The sequence below is a fragment of the Anaeromyxobacter sp. K genome (assembly GCF_000020805.1).
Classification (GTDB): Bacteria; Myxococcota; Myxococcia; order Myxococcales; family Anaeromyxobacteraceae; genus Anaeromyxobacter; species Anaeromyxobacter dehalogenans.
This window is the reverse complement of record NC_011145.1, coordinates 4,629,650-4,655,259: the sequence shown is the minus strand read 5'-3', so window position 1 is coordinate 4,655,259 and position 25,610 is coordinate 4,629,650. Positions and strand designations below refer to the sequence as shown.

General features: G+C 69.7%; 21 protein-coding genes. 10 read left to right on the top strand and 11 right to left on the bottom strand.

The annotated features are described in order from the left end of the window. The first annotated feature begins 10 nt into the window (after positions 1–10). On the top strand, positions 11–712 hold the full coding sequence (gene phoU / locus ANAEK_RS20680) for a phosphate signaling complex protein PhoU (protein ID WP_012528074.1): 702 nt from the start codon (positions 11–13) through the stop codon (positions 710–712). Positions 713–828: 116 nt separating this feature from the next. On the opposite strand, the gene ANAEK_RS20675 is transcribed toward phoU, so the two are convergent. From ANAEK_RS20675 to ANAEK_RS20640, 8 genes are all read right to left on the bottom strand, one after another. Then, positions 829–1,434, bottom strand: a complete 606-nt coding sequence (locus tag ANAEK_RS20675) for a phosphatase PAP2 family protein (protein WP_012528073.1) — start codon at positions 1,432–1,434, stop codon at positions 829–831. Then, a complete protein-coding gene (locus tag ANAEK_RS20670) occupies positions 1,431–2,228 on the bottom strand; it encodes a C40 family peptidase (protein WP_012528072.1) in 798 nt (265 codons plus the stop codon). Before ANAEK_RS20670 ends, ANAEK_RS20675 begins: the two co-directional genes overlap by 4 nt. Beyond that, the gene (locus tag ANAEK_RS20665; RefSeq protein ID WP_012528071.1) at positions 2,225–2,872 is read right to left on the bottom strand and encodes a DUF2238 domain-containing protein; all 648 of its coding nucleotides are present in this window, start codon (positions 2,870–2,872) and stop codon (positions 2,225–2,227) included. The genes ANAEK_RS20670 and ANAEK_RS20665 overlap by 4 nt, the downstream gene beginning before the upstream one ends. Then, a complete protein-coding gene (locus ANAEK_RS20660; protein WP_012528070.1) occupies positions 2,869–3,870 on the bottom strand; it encodes an ABC transporter substrate-binding protein in 1,002 nt (333 codons plus the stop codon). The genes ANAEK_RS20665 and ANAEK_RS20660 overlap by 4 nt, the downstream gene beginning before the upstream one ends. A gap of 23 nt (positions 3,871–3,893) precedes the next feature. Further along, positions 3,894–4,655: an ABC transporter permease gene (locus ANAEK_RS20655; protein ID WP_041454135.1), complete on the bottom strand. Its 762-nt coding sequence runs from the start codon at positions 4,653–4,655 to the stop codon at positions 3,894–3,896. Next, positions 4,588–5,523: an ABC transporter ATP-binding protein gene (locus tag ANAEK_RS20650; RefSeq protein WP_012528068.1), complete on the bottom strand. Its 936-nt coding sequence runs from the start codon at positions 5,521–5,523 to the stop codon at positions 4,588–4,590. Before ANAEK_RS20650 ends, ANAEK_RS20655 begins: the two co-directional genes overlap by 68 nt. A gap of 69 nt (positions 5,524–5,592) precedes the next feature. After that, positions 5,593–6,546 (bottom strand): class I SAM-dependent RNA methyltransferase, encoded by a 954-nt coding sequence (locus tag ANAEK_RS20645; protein ID WP_012528067.1) that lies wholly within the window; start codon positions 6,544–6,546, stop codon positions 5,593–5,595. 2 nt (positions 6,547–6,548) lie between these two features. Continuing rightward, positions 6,549–7,025 (bottom strand): PEGA domain-containing protein, encoded by a 477-nt coding sequence (locus ANAEK_RS20640; RefSeq protein ID WP_012528066.1) that lies wholly within the window; start codon positions 7,023–7,025, stop codon positions 6,549–6,551. A 110-nt stretch (positions 7,026–7,135) separates the two neighbouring features. Between ANAEK_RS20640 and ANAEK_RS20635 the strand changes: the two genes are divergently transcribed. The 4 genes from ANAEK_RS20635 (at position 7,136) to ANAEK_RS22865 (ending at position 17,055) form a co-directional block, all read left to right on the top strand. Then, positions 7,136–7,951, top strand: a complete 816-nt coding sequence (locus ANAEK_RS20635) for a glycosyltransferase family 2 protein (protein WP_012528065.1) — start codon at positions 7,136–7,138, stop codon at positions 7,949–7,951. A 1,193-nt stretch (positions 7,952–9,144) separates the two neighbouring features. After that, on the top strand, positions 9,145–10,035 hold the full coding sequence (locus ANAEK_RS23200) for a hypothetical protein (RefSeq protein ID WP_012528064.1): 891 nt from the start codon (positions 9,145–9,147) through the stop codon (positions 10,033–10,035). Further along, positions 10,032–16,610: an RHS repeat-associated core domain-containing protein gene (locus ANAEK_RS20625; RefSeq protein WP_012528063.1), complete on the top strand. Its 6,579-nt coding sequence runs from the start codon at positions 10,032–10,034 to the stop codon at positions 16,608–16,610. Before ANAEK_RS23200 ends, ANAEK_RS20625 begins: the two co-directional genes overlap by 4 nt. Before the next feature lie 127 nt (positions 16,611–16,737). Then, a complete protein-coding gene (locus ANAEK_RS22865) occupies positions 16,738–17,055 on the top strand; it encodes a CPCC family cysteine-rich protein (protein ID WP_083779860.1) in 318 nt (105 codons plus the stop codon). A gap of 197 nt (positions 17,056–17,252) precedes the next feature. Here ANAEK_RS22865 and ANAEK_RS20620 read toward each other — a convergent pair whose 3' ends face one another. Further along, positions 17,253–18,407: an IS4-like element ISAnsp7 family transposase gene (locus ANAEK_RS20620; protein ID WP_012528062.1), complete on the bottom strand. Its 1,155-nt coding sequence runs from the start codon at positions 18,405–18,407 to the stop codon at positions 17,253–17,255. A 323-nt stretch (positions 18,408–18,730) separates the two neighbouring features. On the opposite strand from ANAEK_RS20620, the gene ANAEK_RS23495 reads away from it, so the two are divergent. From ANAEK_RS23495 to ANAEK_RS20600, 4 genes are all read left to right on the top strand, one after another. Further along, on the top strand, positions 18,731–19,066 hold the full coding sequence (locus ANAEK_RS23495) for a hypothetical protein (protein ID WP_157376728.1): 336 nt from the start codon (positions 18,731–18,733) through the stop codon (positions 19,064–19,066). Between the two features lie 284 nt (positions 19,067–19,350). Next, the gene (locus ANAEK_RS20610; RefSeq protein ID WP_012528061.1) at positions 19,351–20,181 is read left to right on the top strand and encodes a hypothetical protein; all 831 of its coding nucleotides are present in this window, start codon (positions 19,351–19,353) and stop codon (positions 20,179–20,181) included. Between the two features lie 72 nt (positions 20,182–20,253). Beyond that, the gene (locus tag ANAEK_RS20605) at positions 20,254–20,577 is read left to right on the top strand and encodes a hypothetical protein (protein ID WP_198137451.1); all 324 of its coding nucleotides are present in this window, start codon (positions 20,254–20,256) and stop codon (positions 20,575–20,577) included. Positions 20,578–20,581: 4 nt separating this feature from the next. Next, positions 20,582–20,983: a hypothetical protein gene (locus ANAEK_RS20600; RefSeq protein WP_012528059.1), complete on the top strand. Its 402-nt coding sequence runs from the start codon at positions 20,582–20,584 to the stop codon at positions 20,981–20,983. Between the two features lie 220 nt (positions 20,984–21,203). Here ANAEK_RS20600 and ANAEK_RS20595 read toward each other — a convergent pair whose 3' ends face one another. Beyond that, the gene (locus ANAEK_RS20595; RefSeq protein WP_012528058.1) at positions 21,204–22,484 is read right to left on the bottom strand and encodes an MFS transporter; all 1,281 of its coding nucleotides are present in this window, start codon (positions 22,482–22,484) and stop codon (positions 21,204–21,206) included. A 168-nt stretch (positions 22,485–22,652) separates the two neighbouring features. On the opposite strand from ANAEK_RS20595, the gene ANAEK_RS20590 reads away from it, so the two are divergent. Further along, positions 22,653–24,254: an ABC-F family ATP-binding cassette domain-containing protein gene (locus ANAEK_RS20590; RefSeq protein WP_012528057.1), complete on the top strand. Its 1,602-nt coding sequence runs from the start codon at positions 22,653–22,655 to the stop codon at positions 24,252–24,254. Here the strand turns inward: ANAEK_RS20590 and ANAEK_RS20585 are convergent. Next, a complete protein-coding gene (locus tag ANAEK_RS20585) occupies positions 24,251–25,405 on the bottom strand; it encodes an HNH endonuclease (protein WP_012528056.1) in 1,155 nt (384 codons plus the stop codon). The genes ANAEK_RS20590 and ANAEK_RS20585 overlap by 4 nt on opposite strands. Positions 25,406–25,610: the final 205 nt, after the last annotated feature.

The following is a 25,610-nucleotide window of genomic DNA, read 5'->3' as shown; positions in this document are numbered from 1 at the left end:
CGGGGACGCCATGGCGACGCACACCGACAAGTCGTACGAGGCCGAGCTCCGCACGCTCCGCGACCGGCTGCTGGAGATGGGCGGGCAGGTGGAGCGCGCCATCGCCGCGAGCGTGCGCGCGATCGTGGAGCGCGACTCGCCGCTCGCGGAGCAGGTGAAGCTGCGCGACCGCGAGATCAACCGGATGGAGGTGGAGATCGACGGCGGCTGCCGCCGGATCCTGGCGCTGCGCCAGCCGGCCGCCTCCGACCTGCGCTTCATCACCACCGCGCTCAAGATCGTCACCGACCTCGAGCGCATGGGCGACCTCGCGGTCAACATCGCGGAGCGCGCGCTCGACCTCAACCAGGCGCCGTCGCTGGTGCCGCTGCACGATCTCTCCAAGCTGGCGGATCTCTCGGAGGCGCAGCTCAAGCGCGCGCTCGACGCGTTCGTCACCCGCGACGTGGAGAAGGCGCAGGAGGTGATGCGCGGCGACGACCTGCTCGACGCGCTCTACCTCAAGATCTTCAACGACCTGCTGGCGCTGATGATGGAGGACGGGCGCAACATCCGCCGGGCCACCTCGCTCATGTTCGCGGCGAAGCACCTGGAGCGCTTCGGCGACCACGCCACCAACCTGGCCGAGATGGTCGTCTACATGGTGCAGGGCACCGACGTGCGCCACCCGCGCAGCCGCGCCGACCAGGACGCGCCCGCGACGTCGGAGTAGCCGACGACGCGTGAGGTCGTCGTGCGGCGCAGCCGCGCGCGGGCCCTGTGCGCAGGAGTGAGGCCCCGACGCGGCTCCATCGGCGGCCGCCGGCGCGACCCGCGCCCGGACGCTCCTCAGCTCACCAGCAGTCGCGACGCCAGCCCGCCGAAGACGCCCAGCACCGCGCCCGCCACGACGTCGAGCGGGTAGTGGGCGCCCAGGTACACGCGCGACAGGCCGATCCCCACCGCGAGGAGCAGGGCGGCGGGCCCGAGGCCGGCCGGCTCGTCCGCGAACGCGATCGCCACGCCGAACGCGGCCGCCGTGTGACCGGAGGGGAACGAGAAGCGGTCCGGGTTCGCCGCCAGCGCCTCGAAGCCGGTGATGGCCGCGTCGGGCCGGGCGCGGGTGAGGCTCCGCTTCAGCGCCTGCGAGAGGAGCGTCGCGATCCCGGTGGCCGCGCCGATGCGCAGGCCGAGGTGCGCGCCGCGCTGGGTGGCGCTCGCGATGCAAGCGAGCCCGATGACCGTCCAGCTCTTCCCGTCGCCGAGGCGGGTGAGCGTCCGCGCCAGCGCGGTGCGCCAGGGGCGCCGGAAGCGCTGCACCGAGACGAGCAGCGCCTCGTCGAGCGAGAGGATGCGCTGCAGCCGGCCGATCCGCACCACCACCGTGCCGGCGGCGGCGTCCACGGCCACCTCGGCGGCCTGGCCTTCGTCCAGTGGGATCCGGTCGTCCGTCATCGTGCCGCAGGATGGCGCGCGCGCGGCACGGCCGCGCGGCCTCCCTGCAACATCTGCGTGACGCGGGCGTCCAGCAACTCCCCGTAGGCGGCGAAGAGCTCGCCCGCCAGGTACCGGGTCCCGCGCGCGTCGCGTCGCCGCGCGATGCGCACCGGGTCGTTGGCCGTGGGATCGGACGGGCGGGCCAGGTCCATGCGGATGCGCACCACGCGGCCGCCGCGGTGCAGGATGGTCACCGCGTCGCCGTCCACCGCCTCCACCAGGCCGACGTGCGTGAACCGATCGCCGCCGTGGCCGTTCCGATCGCGATCGTAGGTGTCGTGGAAGAAGACCAGGTCGCCGGGCCGCGGCCGCTCCACCGGGCGCGAGGCGCGGTACAGCGCCTCCGAGCGCGAGCGGGCCGGCCCGAGCCGCGGGGTGAGCCCCGCCGCCCGCAGCGCCGCGAGCACGTAGCCGGAGCAGTCGAGCCGCGTGCGCGCGCCGAGCCGTGCCCGGGCCGCCTCCAGCACCTCGTCGCGCAGCCGCTCCAGCGCCGGGTCGCGCGGCGCCTCCGGCGCACCCTCGGGGTGGGCCGCGTCCTCCGGCGCGACGGCGGAGGTGACCACCGGCTCGGCGGCGGCGTCCGCACCGCCGTCCACCCCTGCGTCCGGCGCGCGCGCGCCCGGTCCGGCGGCGGCGTCCGGGGCGGCCGGCGCGGCCGGCGCGGCGAAGTCCGGCGCGGGCAGCGGCCGCGTGGCGGCGCAGCCGGACGCCAGCGCGGCGAGGGCGGCGATCGCGATCGACCGGAGCCTCACGCCGCCACCCGATCGCCGGCGCGGCCGCCACCCGGCCTCGCGCCGAGGCGCGCGATGGCCCGGTCGTGCACGCGCGCGAGGAGCGCCTGCGCCAGCACCGCGCCGACGAGCGCCAGGAACATGTCCCACTGCGTGTCCCACGGATCCCCCTGCGTCCCGAGGAACGCGTCCGCGCCCTGGCCGAGCAGCACCGCCGCCAGCCACTCCACCAGCTCGTAGGCCGCGGAGATGGCGAGCGCGACGCAGGTGACGAGCGCCGCCAGCCAGCGCCCGCGCCGCAGCGGCGAGGTGCGCAGGAGCAGCTCGCGCGCCACCAGCGCGGGCACGAAGCCCTGCATGAGGTGGCCGAGGCGGTCGTAGTGGTTCCGGGCCAGCCCGAGCGCGTCGCGCACCCAGAAGCCGGCCGGCACCTCGGCGTAGGTGTAGTGCCCGCCCACGCACAGCACCGCCGCGTGCACCGCGACGAGCACGTAGAGGAGCGGCGTGAGCGGGAAGCGCCGGCGGGTCGCGACGAGCACCGGCACGACCAGGAGCACCGGCGCGACCTCCATCAGCCAGGTGCCGCGGTCCTTCGGGCCGATCCCGGACCAGGCCAGGACGGCGAGCACGAGCGCGAGCAGCGCGGCGGGGAGGCGATCCTTCATGGGGCCGACAGCTCCTGCAGCAGGGAGCCGTCGACCATACCCGAAACCTCGCCGGCGGGCGCGAATCCCAGCGCGCGCGCCTGCTCCGCCATGCGCGCGAGCTGCGCGGCCATCGGGTCGGAGGCGGGGTCGATGCGCGAGAACGCGTCGTGCAGCACCGGCTCGGGGAGCGGCTTGCCGGTGAGCGCCCCGAACGCCGCGTTCGCGGCGCGCGCGAAGGCCTCGCGATCCCGCTCCCAGCGGCGGGTGAGCTCGAGGTGGGCGCGCACCAGCGCGAGCACGTCGGCGCGCCGCGTCTCCAGCGCGCGGCGCGACACGGCCAGCACCGCGGTGGGGAAGCGGCCGCCCTCCCACAGCGTGCGCTCGTCCAGCAGGATGCGCCCGCCGGCCTCGGCCACCAGGCGCGCGCCCCACGGCTCCGGCACCCACGCCGCGGCGAGCTCCCCGCGCGCGAACAGCCCGAGGATCTCCGCGTTCGCCACCGGATACACCCGCACCTGGCCGGGCCCGTCCCCGACGCCGAGGCCCTGCGCGGAGAGCCAGGTGCGGAGCGCGACGTCCTGCGTGTTCCCGAGCTGCGGGCTCGCGACCCGCTGGCCGGCGAGGTCGGCGGCGCGCCGCGCGTCGCGCACCACCAGCACCGCGCCGCCGGAGGTCGCGCCCGCGACGACGCGGAGCAGGTCGCCGCGCGTGCGCAGGTAGGCCACCGTGGCCGGGCCCGGGCCGACGTAGGCGGCGTCGAGGTCGCCGCTCGCCAGCGCCTCGATCGCCGCCGGGCCGGCGTTGAACTGCTTCGCCTCCACCCGGCCGCCGAGCGCGCGCGCGAACGTCCCGTCGGCGAAGCCCACCAGCGCCTGCGCGTGGGTGAGGTTGGGGAAGTGGCCGACGCGCAGCGGCCGGGTGGCCGGATCGCCGCCGCGCCGGCAGGCGAGCGGCGCCGCGAGCAGCACGGCACCCAGCGTGACGAGCGCGGCGACGGCGCTGGCGGAGCGGCGCACGGGGTCGACCTCCTGGTGGCGGGTCAGGCGGCCTCGAGCAGGCCCCAGCGGCGGCGCACGCGGAGCTCGAGCAGCCGGAACAGCACGCGGTCCACCAGGATCCCGAGCGCCACGATGCAGACCATCACGCCCATCACCTGCGCCGCGTCGAGGAGCTCACGGCCCTGGGCGAGGAGCTGCCCCAGCCCGCCCGCCACGAACAGCAGCTCGCCCGCCATGAGGGCGCGCCACGCGAAGCTCCACCCCAGCTTCAGGCCGGTGAGGATGCCGGGCAGCGCGGCCGGGAGGAGCACGCCCAGGTGGAAGCGCGGGCCGCGGATGCCGAGCGTGCCGGCCGCCCGCAGGAGCACCGGGTCCACGCCCGCGATGGCGTCCTCGGTGGCGATCGAGACCGCGAGCAGCGAGCCCATCACCACCACGAACACGATGGCCGCCTCGGAGAGCCCGAACCAGAGCACCGCCAGCGGCAGCCAGCAGATGGACGGCAGCGCCTGGAGGCCGGTGGTCACGGGGCGGAGCGCCGCCTGCACGAGCGCGCTCCGCGCCAGCGCCACGCCGAGCGGGACGCCCACCGCGATCGAGATCGCGTACCCCTGCGCCAGCCGCCCCAGCGACCGGAGCACCGCGGCGGCCAGCCGGCCGTCGGCGGCCATGGCGCGGATGCTGTCCGCGACCGCGAACGGCCCGGGGAACAGCCACCGCGGCCAGGGGCCGTACCTAGCCGCGAGCTCCCAGGTCAGCAGCGCGCCCGCCAGGAACACCGCCGTCCGGAGCCGCTCGCGCATCCCGTCCCTCCTCCGCCGGCGCCGTCCGGCGCCCCGACTCGTCGGCGCGACGCAGCTCGTCGCGGATTCGCCGCGACAGCTCCACCAGCGCCGGATCGTCCGGGTCGCGCGGCCGCGGCAGCCGGACCTCGAGATCCTCCAGCACGCGCCCCGGGCGCGCCGCCATCACCACCACCCGGTCGCCCAGCACCAGCGCCTCGCGCACGTCGTGGGTGACGAACACCACCGTCTTGCGATCGCGCATCCAGATCCGCTGCAGGTGCTGCTGCATCTGGCCGCGGGTCTGGGCGTCGAGCGCCGCGAACGGCTCGTCCATGAGCAGCACCGCCGGGTCGAGCGCCAGCGCGCGGGCGAGCTGCACGCGCATGCGCATGCCGCCGGACAGCTCGTGCGGGAGCGCGTCCTCGAAGCCGGTGAGGCCCACCATCTCCACGAACGTCCGGGCGCGCCGGGCCGACTCGGCGCGCTTGATCGCGCTCGCCCGCAGCGCGAACAGCAGGTTCTGCCGCACCGTCAGCCACGGGAACAGCGCCGGCTCCTGGAACACGAGCAGGCGCTCCGGCCCGGGACCCTTCACCTCGACGCCGTCGATGGAGATGCGCCCGCCGCTCGGCGCGAGGTGCCCGGCGAGCGCGTAGAGCAGCGTGGTCTTGCCGCAGCCGGACGGGCCGAGCAGGCACACGAACTCGCCCGCGTGCACGGCGATGTTCACGTCCTGGAGCGCGATCACCTCGTTCGGGAAGCGGTGCGCCACCCGCGCGACGTCGATCTTGGGCCGGCCCGGGCGGGCGCGGCTGGGCACGAGCAGGCCTCCGGCCGCGTCGGCGCGCGGGCGCCGGGTGAGCCGGGCGGCGAGCTCCCTCCACATGCGGGCACACGATGCGGACCCGTGCGCGCGGCGGCCTGCCCGCCTGGCCGCCTGCCCGCGCGGGGACGATCAGCCGCGCCAGCGCACCAACCGGCAGCGGATCCCGCCGTTCTGCACCGGCAGCGCCTCGGAGGGCGGGCGCGGGAGCAGCCGCTCGAGCCCGCGGTCGGGCCCGAGCACCGCCACCTCCCATCCGGCGAGCCGGCCCATGAGCGTGGCCAGCGCGCGCCAGGCGCCGGCCGCGTCCTCGTCGAGGCGCACGCCGTAGGGCGGGTTCACCGCGCACAGTCCCGCGCCGGGCGGCGGCACCACCCGCGCGGCGTCCTCGCGCGCGAACGCGATCGCGTCCGCCACGCCGGCCGCGGCCGCGTTCTTCTGCGCGAGCCGGAGCGCGCCGGCGTTCCGGTCGGAGGCGTGGATGGGCACGCTCACCGGGCGGGCGCGCGCCGCGAGGTGCGCGCGCAGCCGCGCGGTGCGCGCCGCGTCGTGGCCGGGGAGGTGCTCGAACGCGAAGCTCCGCCCCAGGCCCGGAGCGCGGCCGGCGGCCATGAGCGCGGCCTCGATGGCGAGCGTGCCCGAGCCGCACATCGGATCGAGGAACGGCCGGTCGCCGGTCCACCCGCAGGCGAGCAGGATGCCGGCGGCGAGCGACTCGCGGAGCGGTGCCGCACCGACGCGCGCGCGCCAGCCGCGCCGGAACAGCGGCGCGCCGGCCGCGTCCACGCTCACCGTGGCGTGCCCGCCCCGGGCGCGCACCAGGAGCTCCAGCCCGCCGGCCCGCGCCGCGGCGGCGCGCTTCGCGGCGGGCAGCTCGGCGGCGGGACCTTCCCACAGCCGGAGGAGCGCGGTGTCGGCGGTGCGCGCGCCCAGGCACGCGAGCGCGGCGGCGTCCTCGCCCACCGCCTCGGCGCCGCCGTCCACGGCGCGCGCCTCGAGCCCCAGGGCGCGGAGCTCGGCGGCCAGCACCGCCTCGAGGCCCGGCGCGCAGGCGCAGAAGATCCGCTCGGCGGCGCGCGCGCCCAAGGCTAGCGCTCGAGCCGGAGCGTGATCTTCACCAGCGCGTCGGCGCGGCAGGCCACCCGGGTGGCGGCGCGGCGGCCCGACGCCTCGGCCCGGATCTCGATCTCGCGGCCCGGTGGGCAGTCGAGGCCCGCGAGCACCGGCGCCTCGCCCCGGGCCACGCCGTCCACCAGCACCAGCGCGCCCGGCGGGATCGTCTCGACCGACACGGCAAACCCGGTGAACGGCGCCACGTCCTCGCCGGTGCGCTGGTCGTGCTCCGCCTCGAGCGGCGGGAGCGCGGTGAGCGGGGTGGAGGGGGCCGCGGGGCGGCCGCGCAGCGCGAGCGCGAGGAGGAGCGCGGCGGTGCCGAGGAACGCGACGGCGAGGGCCACCAGGCGCAGGATCCCGGGGGCGTGGCGCAGCGGCGGGCGCTGTGGGGGCGGCGGCGGAGGCGCGCCGGGGCCCGACGGAGGCGGGCCCTGGAAGGCAGGCTGCGACATGCGGGCATTGTATCGGTGGAGGCCGCCCGGGTGGAGCCCTCGCGCGCGCGGCGCCGCCCCGGCACGCCGCGCTTGCGCGCGCCGGGGCGGGCCAAGTAGGGTCCGCCGCCATGCGCCTCGGCGGGTTCGTCATCCACGGGAACAGCGCCGACACGCTCGATCGGTGCCTCGCCGGCATCGCCGCGGTGGCCGACACGTGCGTCGCGGTGGACTCCCGCTCGACCGACGGCTCCGCCGACCTGGTGCGCGCGCGCGGCTTCCGGCGGGTGGAGCTGGCCTGGCGCGGGTACGGGGCCGCGCGGGCGGCCGCCGTGGAGGCGCTCGAGGGGTGCACCCACGTCTTCTTCCTCGACTCCGACGAGTGGCTCGAGCCGGAGGCGATCGCGGCCATCCGCGCCTGGAAGGCGACCGGCGGCGGCGAGGCGCCGTACCACGGCCTCGTCCGGCGCGACTGGGCCGATCTCGACGGCCACCGGTTCCTGTTCCGCACCGAGCACCACGTCCGCCTGATCCGGCGCGAGGCGGCGCGCTGGGACCCGTCGATGATCGTGCACGAGTCGCTGCCGCCCGCGCCCACCGTGCAGCTGCCCATCCACGTCGAGCACCGCTTCGCGACCTCGGTCGAGGCGATGCGCAGCAAGGTGGATCGCTACGCGCTGCTGTGGGCGCTCCGCTACCGGGCCGAGGGCGCGCGCCGGAAGGTCCCCGCCGTGCAGAAGGCCGTGCACGTGCTGCGGCACGCCGTGTTCAAGGGCGCCGTCGCGCGCGGCGGCGGGGACGGCTGGCGGCTCGCCGAGGCGGTGGGGCACTACCACGGCCGGAAGTACGCCCTGCTGCGCGAGCTGGATCGCGGGGCGTATCCGGAGCTGGTCCAGGCCTACGCCGAGGGCCGGCTCGAGGAGCTGTACCGGATGTTGCCGGGGTAGCGGGGCGACTCGTCGGGTCGGCTGCGACCCTGGCCGCCGCGTTCACTGGGCCACGCAGACGTCGCCGGTTCCGAGCGATGCCTTCAGCGTCTGATTGCCGTACTTGTCGTAGCTGAAGAGCGTAACTGCCTGCGTGGCGGCACAGACCGCCGACGAAGTGCACGCGCAGCCGTCGGCGAGGCACGACGTTCCGGCCGGGAGCTTGCTGTCCGTTCCGCAGAGCGCAGCAGCCCCGCTGCAGGATTCAGCTGGGTCGCACGGTCCACTGGACGCCCGACAGATCTTCGCACTGCTCTCGAAAGCATCCACGGGGCAGGACGCGCTGGCTCCCGTGCAGCTCTCTTGCTTATCACAGACCCCTGCAGAGGCCCGGCAGACGGTCGTGGCGGCGATCAACGCATCAGCCGGGCATGCAGCGGCGGTCCCGGTGCAGCGTTCGGCTACGTCGCACACTCCAGCCGACGTTCGGCAAACGAAGGTCGAGGACTTGAACGCGTCTCCTGGGCAACTCGTGGAGGCGCCGCTGCATACCTCCGCGACGTCACACGTACCCGCTGCCGCTCGGCACACCGCACCCGCGTTTGCAGGGGTCCTCGAGCAACCTCCCGTCCCATTGCATGCGGCGGTCTCGCATGGTCCTGCAGTGCAGGAATAAGCAGTCCCCGTGCACGTCCCGGTTCCGTTGCACTTGTCTCCATAAGTGCACGCGTTCCCATCACTGCACGCGCTCCCGGAAGGCAGTGCTTGCTTGATCCAGGCCCCCTTGAGTTCGCTGCAGAAATACTCGTAACACGGTGGAGCCACCGGCGGCTCCGGATCGTCGAGGCAACTCACGGCAGCGACCTCGGCCGCCCACGCCAACAATACAGTCGCAGTCAGTAGCCTTGCCGTCGGCATATGAGCGGCCTCCGCGTCGCGACACGTGTCGTCGTGCCAGCATCGCACCGGAAAGACTGGCGCATGTGCACTATCAGTGTCAAGCGTGTCGCAGGGCCGACGCGAAATCTGCAGCGAACGGTCTCGACGAGAGTTGTGACGCAAGCTCCCTGGGACGAACTCGGGGACCCGGTTCGCGATGAGCGGATCTTCCCATCCGTGAAAAGACCGATAGTGTATTCACTGGTCGCGTACAGCGCGGTGGCCCCGGTGTTCGCGAGAGCGTCGACTTCTGCAGTCCGAGAACGGGAGCGCGCATGCTGCCGAGGCGCAGTGCAGATCCGCAGAAGCGGTATCACTTCGGCTCAGTGGCGATCGCGCTTGCCGCGCTGGTCGTAACGAGTGCGACTGCGTGTGGCGAACGGCCGCCAGATGCGCAGGAACTGTTGGCCAGCGCCGCCGAGCGAAACGCTCCGCTCCCGGGCAGCGCCAGGGCGGACCGCCCATTCGTGGCATTCAGCCAGCGAGAGATCTTCCTTTCGCAGATCGGCGCGCCGGTTCCGCTGCCCGCGAGCCCCGGCAGTGTGATCACCCCTGGCGCGCTGCGAAGCGAAGACCCGACCATTGCGAAGATCGATCCGTCGGGCGCGTTGGTCGGTCTCCGAGCTGGCCGTACGCGCATCGTGGCCGCAGATGGGGTCGCATCCCTCTCCGTGGTCGTGCACGGCGTCAGCTCACTCCGAATCGAGCCGCCGACGATCGCGATTCGGCCGGGCGAGGCGTCGACGCTCAAGCTCCTGGATGCGCAGACCGGCACGGTCGTGCCCGCACACGTGGCGACGTGGCGCTCGCTGGGTCCGAACGTCACGGTGCGCAACGGAGAGGTTCGCGCTGGTCCTCGCGTCGGCGCAGTGCAGATCGTGGCGGAAGTTCGCGACATGCAGGCCACCGCCCAGGTGCAGGTCACCGTGGCGGATGAACCGTTCGCGATCCAGCCCTCGGCTGCGCGCCTACAGCTCGGCGAAGTGATGCTGTTCCAGGCGCATCCGAAGCAGGCGGCGTCCACGCCGGCATGGCGCACGGACGACCACCGCATCATGGCGTCCTTGGGACAGGGCCTCTTCCAGGCAATGAAAGCGGGACGAACGAGAATCTGCGCGGCAACGGATCAGCGCACGGCGTGCACGACCGTGGAGGTAGCGCCATGAAGGCATTCGGATTCGCAGCCCTGCTCGTCGTCTGCGCCGGCGCTTCCGCACAGGAGGGGCCGACCGTCAACGAGAACACGGGCGACCTGAGCTACGCGTACACGTTCGATGCTCCGAAGGCGCGCGGTCGCGTGCAGCCGAGCCTCACGCTCCGTTACTCGAGTGCCGCGAACCAGGACGTCGGCTACGGGCATGGATGGAGCTTGACGGCCACCTACATCGAAACGGACCGCCGTGGCTCGCCGAACAAATCGCACCTGTTCCTCGTGAGGGATGGCCAGCGGTCGCGCCTCGTGTCGACGGCGAATGGATACCGACCCGAGATCGAGGACGCCCACTTCCGGGTGACGGTCGGCGCAGGCGGAACCTACACGGCCGTGGATGGCCAGGGGACGACGTACACGTTCGACCGTGTGCTTTGCGACGAGCGGGCCTATCTAACTAAGGTCCAAGATCTCGACGGCAACGTCGTCGAGTATCGGTACACGGCTCCATCCACTTCCGCATGGTCGCCTGACATCACTGAGGTGCTCTACAACAAGACCCCATCGGGCGCCTACGCGACGCGCGTGCGACTCGAGCTCGCGGAACCAGAGCGCGCGTACCCGCAGGCAATCGGGAAGTGCGTCTTGAGCATGCGTGGTTCGCTCAAGCGCGTCGTAGTGGAAAGCCTGAAGAGCGGATCCAGCACGGAGTACGTAGCGATTCAGGACAACCAAATCGCCTACACGCTTCCTGACGACGCAGGAATCCGGAGCGTCGCGTCGATAAGCCAGGTGGAGCCGCGCTACGGCGCGACATCGCTGCCGCCGACCGTATTCGGGTATGAGGGGGGAGGCTACGCACTCGAGACTGCGACCACCATCACCGATCCGAAGACGCGCCAGTCCGGGACGAGGTGGGTCGACGTCGATGGTGACGGCCTCACGGACGCGATCTGGGATACATGGCTCGCTTCTCCCAAGTTGGAGTGGGCGCGAAACATCACGCCGGTCGGGTCGTCGTCGATCATCTTTGCCGCCGTCCAGGGCTTCGACGCGCCCACTTACGTCACAGCGGAGGACCTGCAGGACTTCGACGGGGATGGCCTGCTCGATGCGGTCAGGAGCGATCCAACCAACTTCAATGTCGCGGTTCGTCGAGGAGTGGTTGGTTCCGACGGGCGATTTGCATTCTCTAGCACGGAGATCCCCCTTCCGCGCGGCGCGGTGGTCGACTTCAACGGCGACGGGGTACCGGATATCGCGGCAGACCCTGGTGCAGCCTGCAACACGCTGGGCTGCTTTTACGACTATTGGCTGATTGCCTTCGACCCTCTTGCCGGCACGTCGACGTCCCTCAAGCAAATGGGGCAATGGGGTTACCGGGAAGACATGGCGGAGCCTCCAAAACCCGCCCCAGGCGCACAGTGGTTTGCTCCCAACTTTATCAACCAACATATCTGGCTCGGCGTGGACATGAACGGCGACGGGCTGAACGACTCCGTTTGGATTCACGGAGCACGCCAGGGAAAGACGGCCACCGTTCCAGAGATCATTTACGATTCGCTGGGCCGTTGGGAAGTGGGACTGAGCGCCGGTATGCCTCCCAGCAACGCTGACACGTACTTCGTATGGGGCGATTCAGCGGGTTTGGCCGGATACATGGACGAACCCAATACGTCTGGCATTGCGGTCCCGGGGACGCCAGACGGTACGTACGAGTGCGGCGTCGTGAACTTCGAGAACCCCGATTACCGAATCGGAGTCTTGCTCGATGTTAACGGCGACGGGCGTCCTGACTACCTCAAGGGTTCAAGCGTCAAGTGGAACACTGGAAGCGGGTTTCTCGGGGGGAGCGCAATTCCTAATGGGCCCCAGTATGCGACGTACGATTATGTGGGCGCCTTCGGGTATGACGTGCCCTGCGGAACCGCTGTGGACGAGTACGGGTACCGCGAAACTCTGTGGTGCACATGCGTCGTGGATCTTCCTCAAGACGCAAAGAGGAGTGGCCAATTCACAGATCTCAACGGCGATGGCATTCAGGATTTCCTGTGGACGTACGTGGATGCACCACCCGAGATGTGGTTCCAGCGCGGCACGAACACGGCCGGCGTTGCCCGTCCGCTGGTACTCCGCTCGATTCAGGTGCCGGATGGTGCGATGTACACGGTATCCTATGAGTCTTCGGCCGTCTTTGGCGCATCCGCTCGCGCGCGCAAGCCCGTGGTCACCCGCATGGACGTGGCGGTGCCCGGGCACGGCCTCTCCGACAGCACATTCTACGCGTACTCGAACCCGGTTTCGGTCCGCGATTGGTACGATCCAATCAAGTGGGACGAGCGCGGGTTCGGGGAGAGCTGGGCATCCAATGCCGCGACGAAGAGCGTTCGTCACACCCTGTGGGCCACGACCTCGCACGCGTTCACGGGCCGTCCCGTCCGCGTGAGGCGCGGGTACGTCTCAGGGGACGTGTCGGTGCTGCCGCCAGCCTCGGTCGACTACTTCGAGGACGCGACATACAGCTACGGGGTCAAGCGCCTGAATGATGGAGTGGGGATCGGCTGCGTCGCCGACGAGCCCGCTGCGTCCGACTACCCCGTGCGTACTGTCGTCGAGGAGCAGTTCCAGAAGAGTCTCTACGGGACCACGGAGGCTGGGGTTCGCCAGGCGATCTTATGTCCCGATGTCGATGAGAACGGCATCGCGAGGGTGGTCACGTCGACGCCGGTGCTCGCGGGGATGTCCGGCACGCCGCTGAAGACGGATCTGACCATTGTCACGTCCAGCGCTTGCAGGCAGATCCCCGCGAAGGTGACCACGACGAGATCGTCCAGCGGAACGACCTCGACGGTGGAGGTGAGGGAGTACGACGCCATGTGCCGCCTCACGGCCCAGTACTCGCCGGTGGGCTCGGCGCGAACGAACCTCACGAGCAATACGTACGGAGGGCCGTTCGGGCTGCTCGATTCAACCACGTCAGGCGGGGCGACGAAGCGATACGTCTACGACGCGCGCGCGCTGTACGTGACGCAGGAGGATACCCAAGACACGCTGACGACCCTGCGGACGACATTCTCTGTCGACCCGGAGACGGGGCTTCGCCTGTCGGAAACCGGTCCGGCCCTGGTTCGCTCGAATGGTGCGACGGTCGCGCCTCGCGACGCGATCACCCGGTATCACCTGTACGATACCTTTGGGCGCACGCTGGCAGTTGCAAAGCAGCCGTTTTCGGTTCAGAGCGGGGTTGCGTCGACGACCGTTCCTGCTGGCGCGGTCACAGTCAACGCTGGGGTCGAGTTCCACGAGTATCTCGACTCGGCCCTCCCCCGCGCAACGGTCTCCTCGCGCTTCGCAATCGAGAAGAGCTTCGCGCTGTCGGGTGGCGCCCCGACGTCGGACGACGTCGCGCGGGTGGTCGTCTATCGTGATGGGCTCGGGCGCGTCATCCAGGTGAGGGAACGCCTCGGTGGTGGTTCGACGCCGGATGCGCGCGCGCAGGTCACGCAGTTCGCGTCGGGATACAAGGTCAGCGGCGTGGTCGTCCACGACGGCGGTGGACGTGAGCGCGTCAAGGTGGAGCCGTTCTACGACGTGGGCGAGGCGTTCGTGAACTACGCGGCGTCCAACGCCTTCGCCTCGCGCGGCGTGAGCGTTCGCGCGACCGTCACCACCTACGACGACCAGCTTGCATCCAGCCCCGTCCAGCGGCGCGGCGCCGCCTGGTGCTCATCGTACCAGTACGTGAACGGCACGCTGCCCGGAGCGGCGTCCACCTGCACGTCGAACTCGAGCCCTACGACGGCCTTCCGGCTCGCGACCGAGACCCGGCACGCGCTCATGACGGTGAGTCAGCGCGGCCCGTACGCCGGCACGTTCATCGCGACCTCGGTCATTCCTCCGGAGACGAACGCGGTCTCCGGGTCGGGAGCCGCAGCGGTCGTGACGTTGAGTGGTCCGGGAGGGGAGCAGCTCGGCGGCATCGATCTCGACGGCAACTACACGTGGATCGAGCGGGACGCGCTCGGTCGCGAGATCGCGTCCTGGCGCGAGGCAGCGAACCGCTCGCTTGCGACCCCTCGGCCCATCTCTACGATCCAGTACAACGCCGCAGGACAGGTCGTCGACGTCTGGGACGGGAACGCCCGCGGCATCCACAAGGTGAGCAGCTACGACGAGGCCGGGCGGCTGGACTACCTGCTCACGGATCCGGCGACGGGCGAGGGACTCGACTACGTCTACGCGCAAGGAGACCTCGGCCGGCTGACCGAGCTGCGCGAGGTGACGTTCGTGAACGGGACCGCGAAGGAGCGCGTGGTGGCGCGCAACCACTACGACGCACCGTACGCGGACGACCCCGGCTACAGCTTCCTGGCGGGGAAGCTCTCGTGGACTGAGGGCGGTGACTCCGACGCGAACGCGGCAAGCCAGACCGTCATCGCCTACGGCTACGACGACGCCGGCCGAGTGTGGCGACGCGACCAGTGGTTCGCCCGGCTCGATTCGAGCAAGCGATTCACCGTGAGCTCTACGTACGGCGCCGACGGGCGCGTGCTCGAGTCTCGCGTCATCAATCCGTACCAGGCCTCGACCTACTACTACCGGTACAGCGTCGAATACGACTCCGCCGGGCGCCCTGTCGGCCTTGTCGGCCAGCTCGGCACGGAGCCGTCCGCGCATCGGGTGTATGAGGCAGTGAACGGTACGGCGAGCCAGTTCGGCAGCTACGACGCCCTCGGCCGCGTGCCGACGATGAAGGCCGACGACGGCCTCGTCGTGAGCGCGCGCATCTACAACGCCTATAGCGGGGCTCTGGAAGGTGAGTGCAAGAGATTCGACGCCGGGGTGTCGTGCGTCGGAACGTCCGTGAACGCAACCGCCGACCTGTTCCGGACCGACCTGACCGCGGCAACGTATCAGGGGCCGAAGCTAAAGACGTTCACCGACAGCCTGACCGGGACGTCGTATCTGAACGAGTACCTCGCCGGCGGCAGGCTTACGAAGGCTCGTGCCGCGCCCACGGGAAGCGTTGGTGCGCTGACGCAGGACTGGGAAGAAAACTTCGTCTTCAACGGCGTGGGAAACATCGACTCGGTGCAGTCCCTCCGGAACATGTTCGCCGCGACCACTCCGCGCCCGCGGCAGACCGTCACCGAGGACTACACTCCGGTCTCCGAGGGAACCGGCGTCGTTCTCGACAAGCTCGCGAACATCAAGCGCAGCGCGGTGGACGGGGTCGGGTCCCCGGTCAGCCTAGCCGGTACCGGGGTCGAGCGCTTCGCGTACGATTTGCTCGGTCACCTCACCGAAGTTTCCCGGAGCACCGGGAGCGAGCGCCTCTACTACGCGCCAGGTGGAGAACTCCTGTATCGGCAGGAGGGCGAGCGCTTCTCGTTCTATGTCGGCGAGTACGCGAGCGTGACGGCGAGCGGAGCGACGGGATGCTCGAGCACGGACACGTGCGCCCCGCTCAATGCTTCAGTGAAGGTCGACGCCCACGTCGTGTTCGCAGGCACCCGCGTCGCGAGCGCGCGCAGTGACCGCACGCTCTTCTACTATCGCACGCGACTGGGATCCGTCGTCGCGACATCGCTGAATGGTGGTAGGCGCGGAGCGGAGTATCGGTACACGCCTTACGGGTCAATCGACCTCGCGACTGGAGAGACGGAGTCTACGCGCACTGAACTCGGATACGCGAATGCGGTGAGGCTGTCTGGGTCACTGGTGTACCTTAGGGCACGCGTGTATGACTCGCTCGCGCGCGTGTTCATCCAAGCGGATATCGTGGACCGGTATCGGTACGCTTACGTTTTGGGGGATCCGGTCAATTTCGCCGATCCAACCGGATTAGCGCCCGCAATGTTCTACGACGGCGCAGCGATCCCCGACGGCCCGATTCGCGAGCGAGCCGAGGAAAGAATCGATGCGTCGTACCGCAAGCAATCCACGATGGCGTCTACCGAGGACCAGACCGAAGCCGAAAGCAAAGAGAAGAAGGAGGAGACTCAGACGGCGCTGCATAACGAGGAGCCGGAGCAGGGTTCCGTCGGCAGCACAGTTGAAGGGGTGGCGACCGCTGTCGGGGTTGCCGCACAGTTCATCCCGGTTTTCGGTGACGGCGTTGCGCTTCTGTCCAGCCTGGTTGCGCTTGCAGCCGTTCCCTCGATTCCGAATCTCGTCGGCGTCGGCGGGGACCTTGTCGGGCTACTTCCTGGCATTCCTGCTCTCGGAACACTTGTCAGGGTCGAAAGACTTGCGGACACGATGCAGGCTGCCAAGGCTGCCAAGCTGGAGATGGGCGCAGCCGAGACGTGGGGAAGGGCCGAAACCCTTGCCGCACATTTCGCTAAGCACGGGCAGGATTTTGGTGCGAAGACTGCGGATGAGTACGCGGGGATGGCATCTCGCTTCTTCCAGGACGCTCAATCGGCTCGGATTCCGACCAAGGTTGACAGCGGGGGAGTGATCCGCCTATTTGATGCGCAGACTGGGAGATTTGGGGCGTATAACGCGGATGGAACTACGCGTACGTTCTTCAGACCCACCAGTCCCACGTACTTCGATCGTCCAGATTTTGGGGCCCTCGTTCCATGAGGCGCGCGCGAGTGTCGCTGTGAAGCGTCCAGCAGAATGCAGCTGATCGAATGACGACATATTTGCTCCGCCTCGTTGTGGGTGAAGGCGCTGTGGTCCTAAGGGACGGCCGCGATAGGAGCCTGCGATGTCATTAGACGCCAGTGCGCCACCACTTCCGTGTCCATGCTGCGGTTACGCAACGCTCCCGAGCCGCGGGGCGTACGACATCTGTCCAATCTGTCTTTGGGAAGATGACGGGCAGGACGATGGCGATGCCGAAGACAAGCGAGGCGGGCCGAACGGCGTCAGCCTGACGGCTGCCCGCATCAACTTTCTTCGGATCGGAGCTGCTGAGCCCAAGAACCTCCCGCACGTCCGGGCGCCGCTGCCAACAGACAGGCGTGTGCGACTATTCGTGCTCGAGAAGGGCCGCATCGTCGACCGAGCCGACCGCGAGAAGTGATCGTCGCATAAAGGCATCGACCCCAGAGAATTGGTATGTTTGCGCAGTTATTCCGGGCGCGGGCGACTTTGTCGCGGCAGGTGCTAGTCTGGTGGTGCTTGCAGCAAATCCTTCATGGGGCAATGCGGGAAGCTTTGCGCTGGATGTGTTCGGCGCCGCGATACCTCTTCTTCCTGCCCTTGGGCTGAGCCATCCCCTCATATGAGGCCGAAGACCTCGCGGAAGACGCGCTGGGCGCGGAGCATCTCGCCGAACTTCGCCATGAGGGGCTCGAGCATGTCGAGCTTCATCTTGGGGAGGGCCGCATAGTGCATCATCCCCTGGCGCAGGAGCGAGATGGTGCGGCGCTTGACGGTGTTGGTTTTGAGCCACTTGTCCAGCCCGAGCGCCTCGCCTGCGGCGCCGAGGATCGTGAGGAGCGCGATTGCGACCGCGCTGACGAGGAGCAGGCGGTCTCGCCGCGCTGGGTCGGCGATGCGGGTCTCGGAGAGGCCCATCCCGAACCGAAGGTTCTTCTGATCGCGGAAGCTCTCCTCGATGGTGAAGCGCCTGGCGTAGAGCGCCACGATCTCGGAGCCGGGTTTGTCGCCGTGGCTCGTGGCGAGGTGCCACGCTTCCTTCATGCCCTTGGCCTTCACGCAAACGACGGCGCCGATCTCCCGCCTGGACTTCGTGACCCTGGCACTACGAAGGCGCAGCGTGCGTCCGTTGCTCGGGACCCAGTCCTTGGCCGGCCTGGTCTCGCCTTCGGCGCTGGTCACCTTCACCACGCCACGGAAGCGCACGATGAAGCCGAAGCCGAGCTGGTCCTTGAGCAGTTCGTAGAGAGCTTGGTCGCCGAAGCCGCGGTCTGCGAGGACAGTGACCTTCACGCCCTCGGGCAGCACCTCGCGAAATCGCTCGAGGAGCACGTCCTCGTGCTCGTTCCGCCATCCCTTCAGCTCCGACTTCATCACCGTCTTCCAGAGCAGCGGCGTGGCCCGACCGTGACTGGTGATCATCGACAGCGCGATGGTCGATTGGTCGTCCTCGTCGAAGTCGGTCCAGTCGAGCGCCACGACGATCTCCAGCCGGTCGCCGACGACGCAGGGAACCCAACTCCCGAAGAGCCTCCACACCGGGATGCCCTCGTTGCTCAGCATCCGGTCCACCTGCTTGACCGCGTGCTTCGACTTGAGCCCCTCGGCAACTGCGAGCGAATTTCCGATGGCGTGGATGCCCAGCGCGGCGCCCTCCAGGACACCGACCGCGGCTCCCGCCAGCGACGCCACACGCTTGGCGTGCAGGTCTTCGGCGAAGATGGTGGAGACGAGCTTCGTGATCCGGTCGCGGTCGAGAGGTTGGTCGCTCACGAGGCCGCAGCGTGATCTCCTCGATCCCGGATTTCAAGAACTTGCCCCTCGCAGATGAGGGGATCAGTCAGGGGCCGAACGCCATCGGAGATAGACTTCCGAGCTCAGCAGCTTGGGCTTGAACGTGCGGGGCCCAATCCGACCGGGGGTCAGGGTGCGTATATCGATCCGCTTACGCGTGAGCCACGAATCGAGGTGCATCCGAACGACGCGAAGTCCGGCCCACATGGTCATGTGAATAGTCCGGACGGAGAGCGGGTTGGGCCGTCCGGCGAAACGGTAGATCGCAACACCAAAGAAGCGCATCTTCCAGTAATGGTGCCATGAACAATATGTCCTGGGACGAATTGCATGACAGCTCAGTGGAGCGAGTCGCTTTTGATTGGGCTGGCGGAATTGCTGAAGTGATTGTCCGCGTCGGTGACCCGCCTTCCCTGTGGCGGATTCGCTGCGAAGGCACGAGATCTCTCGTGTGCCCACGGGAGCGGCCCTGGGGCCTCAGCAAATATGCTTATATTCTTGAGGCCAGAGCGCCCGTTGAGGTTGAGGCGGGATATCTCAGGGTCGAGATCGACCTCTCCAGCGGAGACACGATCTCCATCGAGGGGACTGCCATCGCTCTGCTTCCAGAGGCGCAGCAGATCCCCTCCGAGCACTAAACCACCCTTCGTGAATCGGGACCTTGCGCCGGCGGCCGGGGTGCCTGTACTTGAAGAGTCTGCAAACGGTCTCTTCGGGGACCTGCGCGCTGAGGCTACGATCGCGCTCTGGTTGTGGCGCGAAGTGGCGCGAAGGCCGAGTTCGGTCTCCCTGAGGGTAATGGCGCGCAGCGCCACGCCAACCACTCGCGGTCCGCCGGCCGGTGGTCGCCGTGCTCGGGGACACGCGTTCACCGAGCGTCGGAGCCTGGTATGCTCGCGATCATCGCGGGTGCGAGACTCCGATGCGAATCGTCCACAACATCTCGAAGCGGGTCGATGAGGCGGATCGCGAGCTCCTGAAGCTCCTCGCGATGAAGGCCGACGATTCCGAATTCGTGACCATCCGGATCGACGAAGCGGACCCTCGCTGGCCGGAAGTGGCTCGCTGGGTTGCCGAGCAGAGCCCGGTCGACATCTACTGGACCGAGTTCACGAACGAGGAGGTCGCGGCGGCGCGGTGGGTCAGGCTCTTCACCGACTGGATGCACGGCTACCCGCAGCCAGAGGATGACTATGCGGAGCTCACCTACGGGGCGACCGGCTGCGGCAAGTGCGCCGTGGGCCGAGTCCAGCGAGCGCCGTTCCGGCTCAAGGGCGAGCCACGCTGGGGGCGGCGCGGAATCTTCCAGCTGTTCTGGGTCTACAGCGAGTTCTTCGTGAGGCCGGAGGTCTGGAAGGAGGTCTTTCGGCCCCTCGGCGTCGAGGCTCGCCCGGTCCTGAACCGGAAGGGCACCCAGGAGTTACGGACCGTGGTCCAGCTCGTGGCGAACGAACAGGTCTCGGTCGCGACGGCCGACCTGCCGCACGCGATTTGCCCCGTGTGCGGCGAGCGCAAGTACCTCCCGCATCGGCGCGGACCGTTGCCTTCACTCCTGGCCGAACCGGGATCGCACTACGTGAAGACCACCCAGTGGTTCGGCGACGGGGGCGAGGCGTTCCAGGAGACCGTCATCTCGAACGCGCTGATGCGAGCGCTTGTTGCGCACGGCGCCCGCGGGGCAAAGGGTTGGCCCGTCGCGGACGCTGACATGAAGCGCGTCGATCCAACTGTCAAGGCGTTCGGCGGAACTTGATGAAGGCCCGCAATGGAACCGAAGCGCCACTTCCGCAAACGATGGCTCTGGGCCTCGCTCAACGTTGCGGGGATGGTGCTCTTCCTGAAGGTGGGCTCCGCCCTTTGGGTTCCGCCAGGAGAGGAAGGCATGCCCGGTGGACCGGGAGACGCCTTCTCCTTCTTCCTCGCCGCGGTTCCGATCCTGGTCGCCTTCCTGCTCCTCGATGTGGCTGCATTGGCGTGGATCCTCGTCAGGACGCCTCGCGCAGACCGATGGAGGGCGATGGCGCTGTGGTTCGCGGTCGCCTTCGACCATCACAGGTCGGTCAGGGAGATCGACGCACGCTATGCCGTCCTGGGCGACAGGCCTCCGAGGCTCGGCCTGCGCGAACGGTCTGCTGACGTCCCGAGGTGATTAGATGACCGTGAAGCCGGTGTGCGCCCTCATCGCCATTGCTTGCGGGTTACTCAATTGCTCTGGCGGCTCGATTGAGCGTGCCGACGTGCTCGGAAAGTGGGTGTCGCGGGAAGGCGGGCGGATGGTGTTCACCGAAGAGAGGTTTACTGCCGAGCGCATCCCAGCACCGGTCTTGGGTCTTCTGGGTTCACCCGAGTCGAAGTTCGTGGGCGGGACCGGCGTCTGGGGTGTGCGAAAGCGCGAGATATGGCTCGTCTTCGACTCTCTCGCGGAGCATCGCAACGGATTCAGAACCGACCTCCTCACGGAAGGGCGCGGAGGCACGATGATCCTGTTCAACTGGAAGGGCGAGGAGGGCGGCGAGCGGTTCGAGCTTCGACGGGAGACCCACGACCGAGAGTAGGCCGGATGGCTTGGACGTCTCGAAGGCACGCGTCCAGTTCTTGGGGTCATCGTTCCACGTGCCGCGGGCGAAGTATCCGCAGTCCGCCGTGCAGCACACGACGAGAAGCGTGCCGGCGAGCTTGGACAGGATGCCCCCTGATGGCGTTGCGTTCGGCTCCCTTGCAGCAGCGTGCCGCGGACTTCACCGACGGGCAAGGTGCGCTCACTGCCGGCGAGCACTAGGCGGCGCGATCGTCGCCTGGGCCGGCGCCCGCCAACGTCGCCGCCCGCTCCCCGCGCCACGCCGCCCAGGTCCAGATCGCGCCCGAGACGAGGATCGCGGCGGGCACGATGAGCACGGCGCGCCCCAGCGAGCTGTGGTCGGAGAGCGCGCCGATGATGGTGGGCGAGGGCAGGTCGCCGAACACGTGGATGGCGAGGATCGAGAGCGCGGCGGCGGTGGCCCGCTCGGCGGGCGGGACCACGTTCATGAGCGCGGCGTTGATGGGTCCTGAGGACGCGAACAGCAGGAGCTGCGCGCCGATGAGCGCGGAGAGGTAGAACCCGGGCCGCCAGGTGAGGAACACCATCAGTGACAGCGGGGCGGCGAGCAGCGTGGCGATGCCGGAGACCCACAGGTCGGCCTCGCGGCGGCGGCGGCGGAGCCAGTCGGCGAAGAAGCCGCCGGCGAACGTGCCGGCGAACCCGGTCATCACCACCACCGCGCCGAACTGGACGGTGGCGATGGCGCGGGGCACGCCGCGCGAGCGCTCCAGGAACGCGGGCATCCAGAACGCCATGCCGCCGACCGCGAAGGTGTAGGCCGCATAGCCGGCCACGGCGAGAACGTAGGGCCGGTTCGCGAGCAGGCGCCGGTAGGTGGCGGCGAGGCCGCGCTTCCCGAGCTCGAGCCAGGGGCGCTCGCTCGCGCCGCGCGGCGGGTCGGGGAGCCGCAGGCACCAGTACGCGAGCAGCACGCCGGGCGCGCCGGAGATCACGAACGCGGTGCGCCAGCCGAAGCGGTGCTCCACCAGGCCGCCCACGATGTAGCCGAGCGCCGAGCCGATGGGGATGGCGGCGAAGAAGGTGGCGTACGCCCGACCGCGCCGGTCCTTTCCGAAGTAGTCGGCGAGCAGGCCGGGGGAGAGCGTGCCGTAGGCGGCCTCGCCCACGCCGACCGCCGCGCGCGCGAGGAGCAGCGTGTAGAAGCCGCGCGCGGCGCCGGAGAGCATGGTGGCGGCGCTCCAGAGCAGGACGCCGAGCGCCACCAGCGGGGGACGGGACCGGCGGTCGCCCAGCGCGCCGAACACCGGGGAGGCGAGCGCGTAGACGATGGTGAAGCTCGTCATGAGCCAGCCCAGGCGCGTGTCGGTGAGCCACAGGTCCGCGCGCAGGCTCTCGACGAGCGCCGAGACCACGAAGCGATCGAGGTAGTTGAACAGGTTGATGAAGGTGAGGACGAGCAGCGCGCGGCCGCCGGGGCCATGGAAGAGCCGGGCGGCGCCGGGCGTGGAGTGCACGATGCGGCAGCGTACCCGCGGGGCGCCGCGCGGTCGAGCGCGGAGTGCCCTCCGGACGGCGCGCATCCGGGGCGCGCGCGCGGGCGGCGGCGCTGCGCGGCGCGCTGGGTGAAGTCCGCGATCCGTCTCGCAAAACAGCCGGAGATCCGTTAAGAAGGCGCCGCTCCCATGATCAGCGTTCAGAACGTCACCAAGGCCTTCGGGCCCAAGAAGCTGTTCGAGGACGTGGACGTCGCGTTCTCGCCCGGGAACCGCTACGGCCTGACCGGCCCGAACGGCGCCGGGAAGACCACCTTCATGAAGATCATCGCCGGCGACGAGGACCCCGACGCCGGCCAGGTGCAGCGGCCGAAGAAGCTCGGCATCCTCCGCCAGGACCACTTCAAGTACGAGGACAACCGCGTCCTCGACGTGGTGCTGATGGGGAACGAGTCGCTCTGGTCGGCGATGAGCGAGAAGGAGCAGCTGCTCGCGAAGCCCGAGATCAGCGACGAGGACGGCGTGCGCCTCGCGGAGCTGGAGGGCGTGATCGGCGAGGAGGACGGCTACTCCGCCGAGGCCGACGCCGCCGAGCTGCTGCAGGGCCTCGGCATCGAGGAGCCCTGGCACGACCAGCCCATGCGCGCGCTCGCCGGCGGCTACAAGCTGCGCGTGCTGCTCGCGCAGGCGCTGTTCGGCAAGCCCCAGGGGCTCCTGCTCGACGAGCCCACCAACCACCTCGACATCGAGTCGATCCGCTGGCTGGAGAAGTTCCTGTACGCGTACGAGGGCGTGCTCATCACCATCTCGCACGACCGCCACTTCCTGAACGCGATCTGCACGCACATCGCCGACATCGACTACGAGACCATCATCACGTACCCCGGCGGCTACGACGACATGGTCCGGCAGAAGGGCCAGGTCCGGTCGCGCGTCGAGTCGGAGAACGCCGAGAAGCGGAAGAAGATCGAGCAGCTCCGCGAGTTCGTGGCGCGGTTCCACGCCGGCACGCGGGCGTCGCAGGTGCAGAGCCGCATCCGCGCCATGCAGAAGCTCAAGCTCGAGGACATGAAGCGGTCGAACATCGCCGCGCCGTTCATCAAGTTCGAGCAGAAGGCGCCCTCCGGCAAGCAGACGCTCACGATCGAGGGCATCGAGAAGGCCTACGGCCCCGGCCTGCAGGTCGTGCAGCCCTTCAGCGCGCTCGTCACCCGCGGCGAGAAGATCGCCGTCGTCGGCAAGAACGGCGTCGGCAAGTCCACGCTGGTGAAGATGATCGCCGGCGAGCTCGCCCCCGACCGCGGCCACGTGAAGTGGGGCCACCAGGCGCAGGTCGGCTACCTGCCGCAGGACCAGGCCGGCGTGATCCGCCCCGGCACCACCGCGTTCGGCTGGCTCCGCGAGATGGAGGACAAGCTCTCGAACGAGGAGATCTCCGGCCTCCTCGGGCGCATGCTGTTCTCCGGCGAGGAGCGGATGAAGCCGACCGCCACCCTGTCCGGCGGCGAGACCGTGCGCCTCCTGCTCGCGAAGCTCATGCTGTTCAAGGACAACGTGCTCGTCCTCGACGAGCCCACCAACCACCTCGACCTGCAGTCCATCGCCGCGCTGTCCGAGGGCCTGCAGCGCTACGAGGGAACGGTCATCGTGGTGACGCACGACCAGGAGCTGGTGCGAGAGGTGGCGAGCCGGATCTGGGTGATGCACAAGAGCGAGCCCATCCTCGACTTCCCCGGCAACTTCGACGAGCTGGTGGAGAAGCACCCCGAGCTCGTCACGGAACACCACTAGGCGCGCGGTCCCGTCGCATCGCCGGGCACCACGTCGCGAACCACCGAAGGGCCGGCCCGATCCCCATCGCGCCGGCCCTTCGTGTACCTGCGCATCCACGCGTCCCCGAACACCCGTCGCGCCGCCTCGAGGTTGTGGGCAGCACAGAGCACGCGAAGGTTCGCCGCCGAGGACTCGCCGCCCAGCGCCCGCGGCACGACGTGGTCGAGCTGGAGCGCATGCGTGGAGCCGCAGAGCTCCCCGCTGGCGAGCCGCCACTGACAGCACCCGCCGTCACGCTTCCAGACCTCGCGGCGGACGTGGGCAGGGATGCGGCCCGGATCGCCGGAAGGCCGGACCGCCGCCTGCGGCCGGTCTGCGTGCCCGGTCTTGCGCTTCTCCGCCTTCGCCAGCAGCAGGTCCACCCCAGCTTCGAGAAGGGCGTCGTCGGAGAGGTCCGGCCGAAGATCCCGGAGCCGCTCCAGCTTGCGCGCGAAGCGTTCGCTTACAGTGACATGCATGCGCTGCTGGGTCGCCGTGAGCGGCGTGAGCTCCGCGGAACGGGAGGAGGACGGCGGAGCCGCGACGGTCACCGCAGGAACCAGCGGTTCAACCGTTGAACCATCGGCCGCGACGGGCCCAGTCAGTTCAACAGTTGAACCAGACGTCCCCCGCGGGATCATCGGTTCAGCAGTTGAACCGACCGTCACAGCGGGGACAGTCGGTTCAACAGTTGAACTCGCGGGCCGACGGACTGCGGTGAGGACCGTCCGAACCGGCGGCGCCGGATGCGGCGCCAGCGTCGCGACCACCTCCGCAGCCTCGTGCCGCGACAGCCCGTAGAACCGAGGCAGCACCGCCTCCCAGTTCTCGGCCGTCACGACGCGCGCCACCTCGATGACCGAGGTGAAGCAGAGCCGCCCATCCCGCAGCGGCTCCACGACGGTCGGCACCGCCTGGATGAGCTCCGCCGCGACCTTCCGGTACTGCGCCGAGCCCTTGGACAGCCGGAGCTCCCGGTGCAGGTAGTGGAAGAGCGACGCGTACCCCAGCTCCGCCCACGCCCGCCGCGCGTCGAAGTCCGCGAGCGCGACCAGGAACTCCGCGAGGGCCGAGCGCTCGCGACGGAGAAGGCGAGCAAGGTGATCCGAACGTTCACGCACAGTGTCCATGCGGACACTCTCTCACGCGTCTTCGGACCCTCGCCGGACGCGCGCAGATGCCCGCAGGCGCGAGGAGAAGAGGGCGGGGTCGCGAACGCGCTCGGATCGAGCGCGCGTGGCGCAGGCCAGAGCCAGTGCGTTCTGAGCGGGCTTCCCGCGCCGTCGGCGCCGCGGAAGCCGCCTCACAGTGAACCCACGTCAAGCCCGGCCAGCG

What these genes read in the sequence shown, in the direction of transcription:
- phoU (WP_012528074.1), top strand. Translation starts at nt 11, where the DNA reads ATGGCGACGCACACCGACAAGTCGTACGAGGCCGAGCTCCGCACGCTC.
- ANAEK_RS20675 (WP_012528073.1), bottom strand. Translation starts at nt 1,434, where the DNA reads ATGACGGACGACCGGATCCCACTGGACGAAGGCCAGGCCGCCGAGGTG.
- ANAEK_RS20665 (WP_012528071.1), bottom strand. Translation starts at nt 2,872, where the DNA reads ATGAAGGATCGCCTCCCCGCCGCGCTGCTCGCGCTCGTGCTCGCCGTC.
- ANAEK_RS20655 (WP_041454135.1), bottom strand. Translation starts at nt 4,655, where the DNA reads ATGCGCGAGCGGCTCCGGACGGCGGTGTTCCTGGCGGGCGCGCTGCTG.
- ANAEK_RS20650 (WP_012528068.1), bottom strand. Translation starts at nt 5,523, where the DNA reads ATGTGGAGGGAGCTCGCCGCCCGGCTCACCCGGCGCCCGCGCGCCGAC.
- ANAEK_RS20640 (WP_012528066.1), bottom strand. Translation starts at nt 7,025, where the DNA reads ATGTCGCAGCCTGCCTTCCAGGGCCCGCCTCCGTCGGGCCCCGGCGCG.
- ANAEK_RS20635 (WP_012528065.1), top strand. Translation starts at nt 7,136, where the DNA reads ATGCGCCTCGGCGGGTTCGTCATCCACGGGAACAGCGCCGACACGCTC.
- ANAEK_RS23200 (WP_012528064.1), top strand. Translation starts at nt 9,145, where the DNA reads ATGCTGCCGAGGCGCAGTGCAGATCCGCAGAAGCGGTATCACTTCGGC.
- ANAEK_RS20625 (WP_012528063.1), top strand. Translation starts at nt 10,032, where the DNA reads ATGAAGGCATTCGGATTCGCAGCCCTGCTCGTCGTCTGCGCCGGCGCT.
- ANAEK_RS22865 (WP_083779860.1), top strand. Translation starts at nt 16,738, where the DNA reads ATGTCATTAGACGCCAGTGCGCCACCACTTCCGTGTCCATGCTGCGGT.
- ANAEK_RS23495 (WP_157376728.1), top strand. Translation starts at nt 18,731, where the DNA reads ATGAACAATATGTCCTGGGACGAATTGCATGACAGCTCAGTGGAGCGA.
- ANAEK_RS20610 (WP_012528061.1), top strand. Translation starts at nt 19,351, where the DNA reads ATGCGAATCGTCCACAACATCTCGAAGCGGGTCGATGAGGCGGATCGC.
- ANAEK_RS20605 (WP_198137451.1), top strand. Translation starts at nt 20,254, where the DNA reads ATGGTGCTCTTCCTGAAGGTGGGCTCCGCCCTTTGGGTTCCGCCAGGA.
- ANAEK_RS20600 (WP_012528059.1), top strand. Translation starts at nt 20,582, where the DNA reads ATGACCGTGAAGCCGGTGTGCGCCCTCATCGCCATTGCTTGCGGGTTA.
- ANAEK_RS20590 (WP_012528057.1), top strand. Translation starts at nt 22,653, where the DNA reads ATGATCAGCGTTCAGAACGTCACCAAGGCCTTCGGGCCCAAGAAGCTG.
- ANAEK_RS20585 (WP_012528056.1), bottom strand. Translation starts at nt 25,405, where the DNA reads ATGGACACTGTGCGTGAACGTTCGGATCACCTTGCTCGCCTTCTCCGT.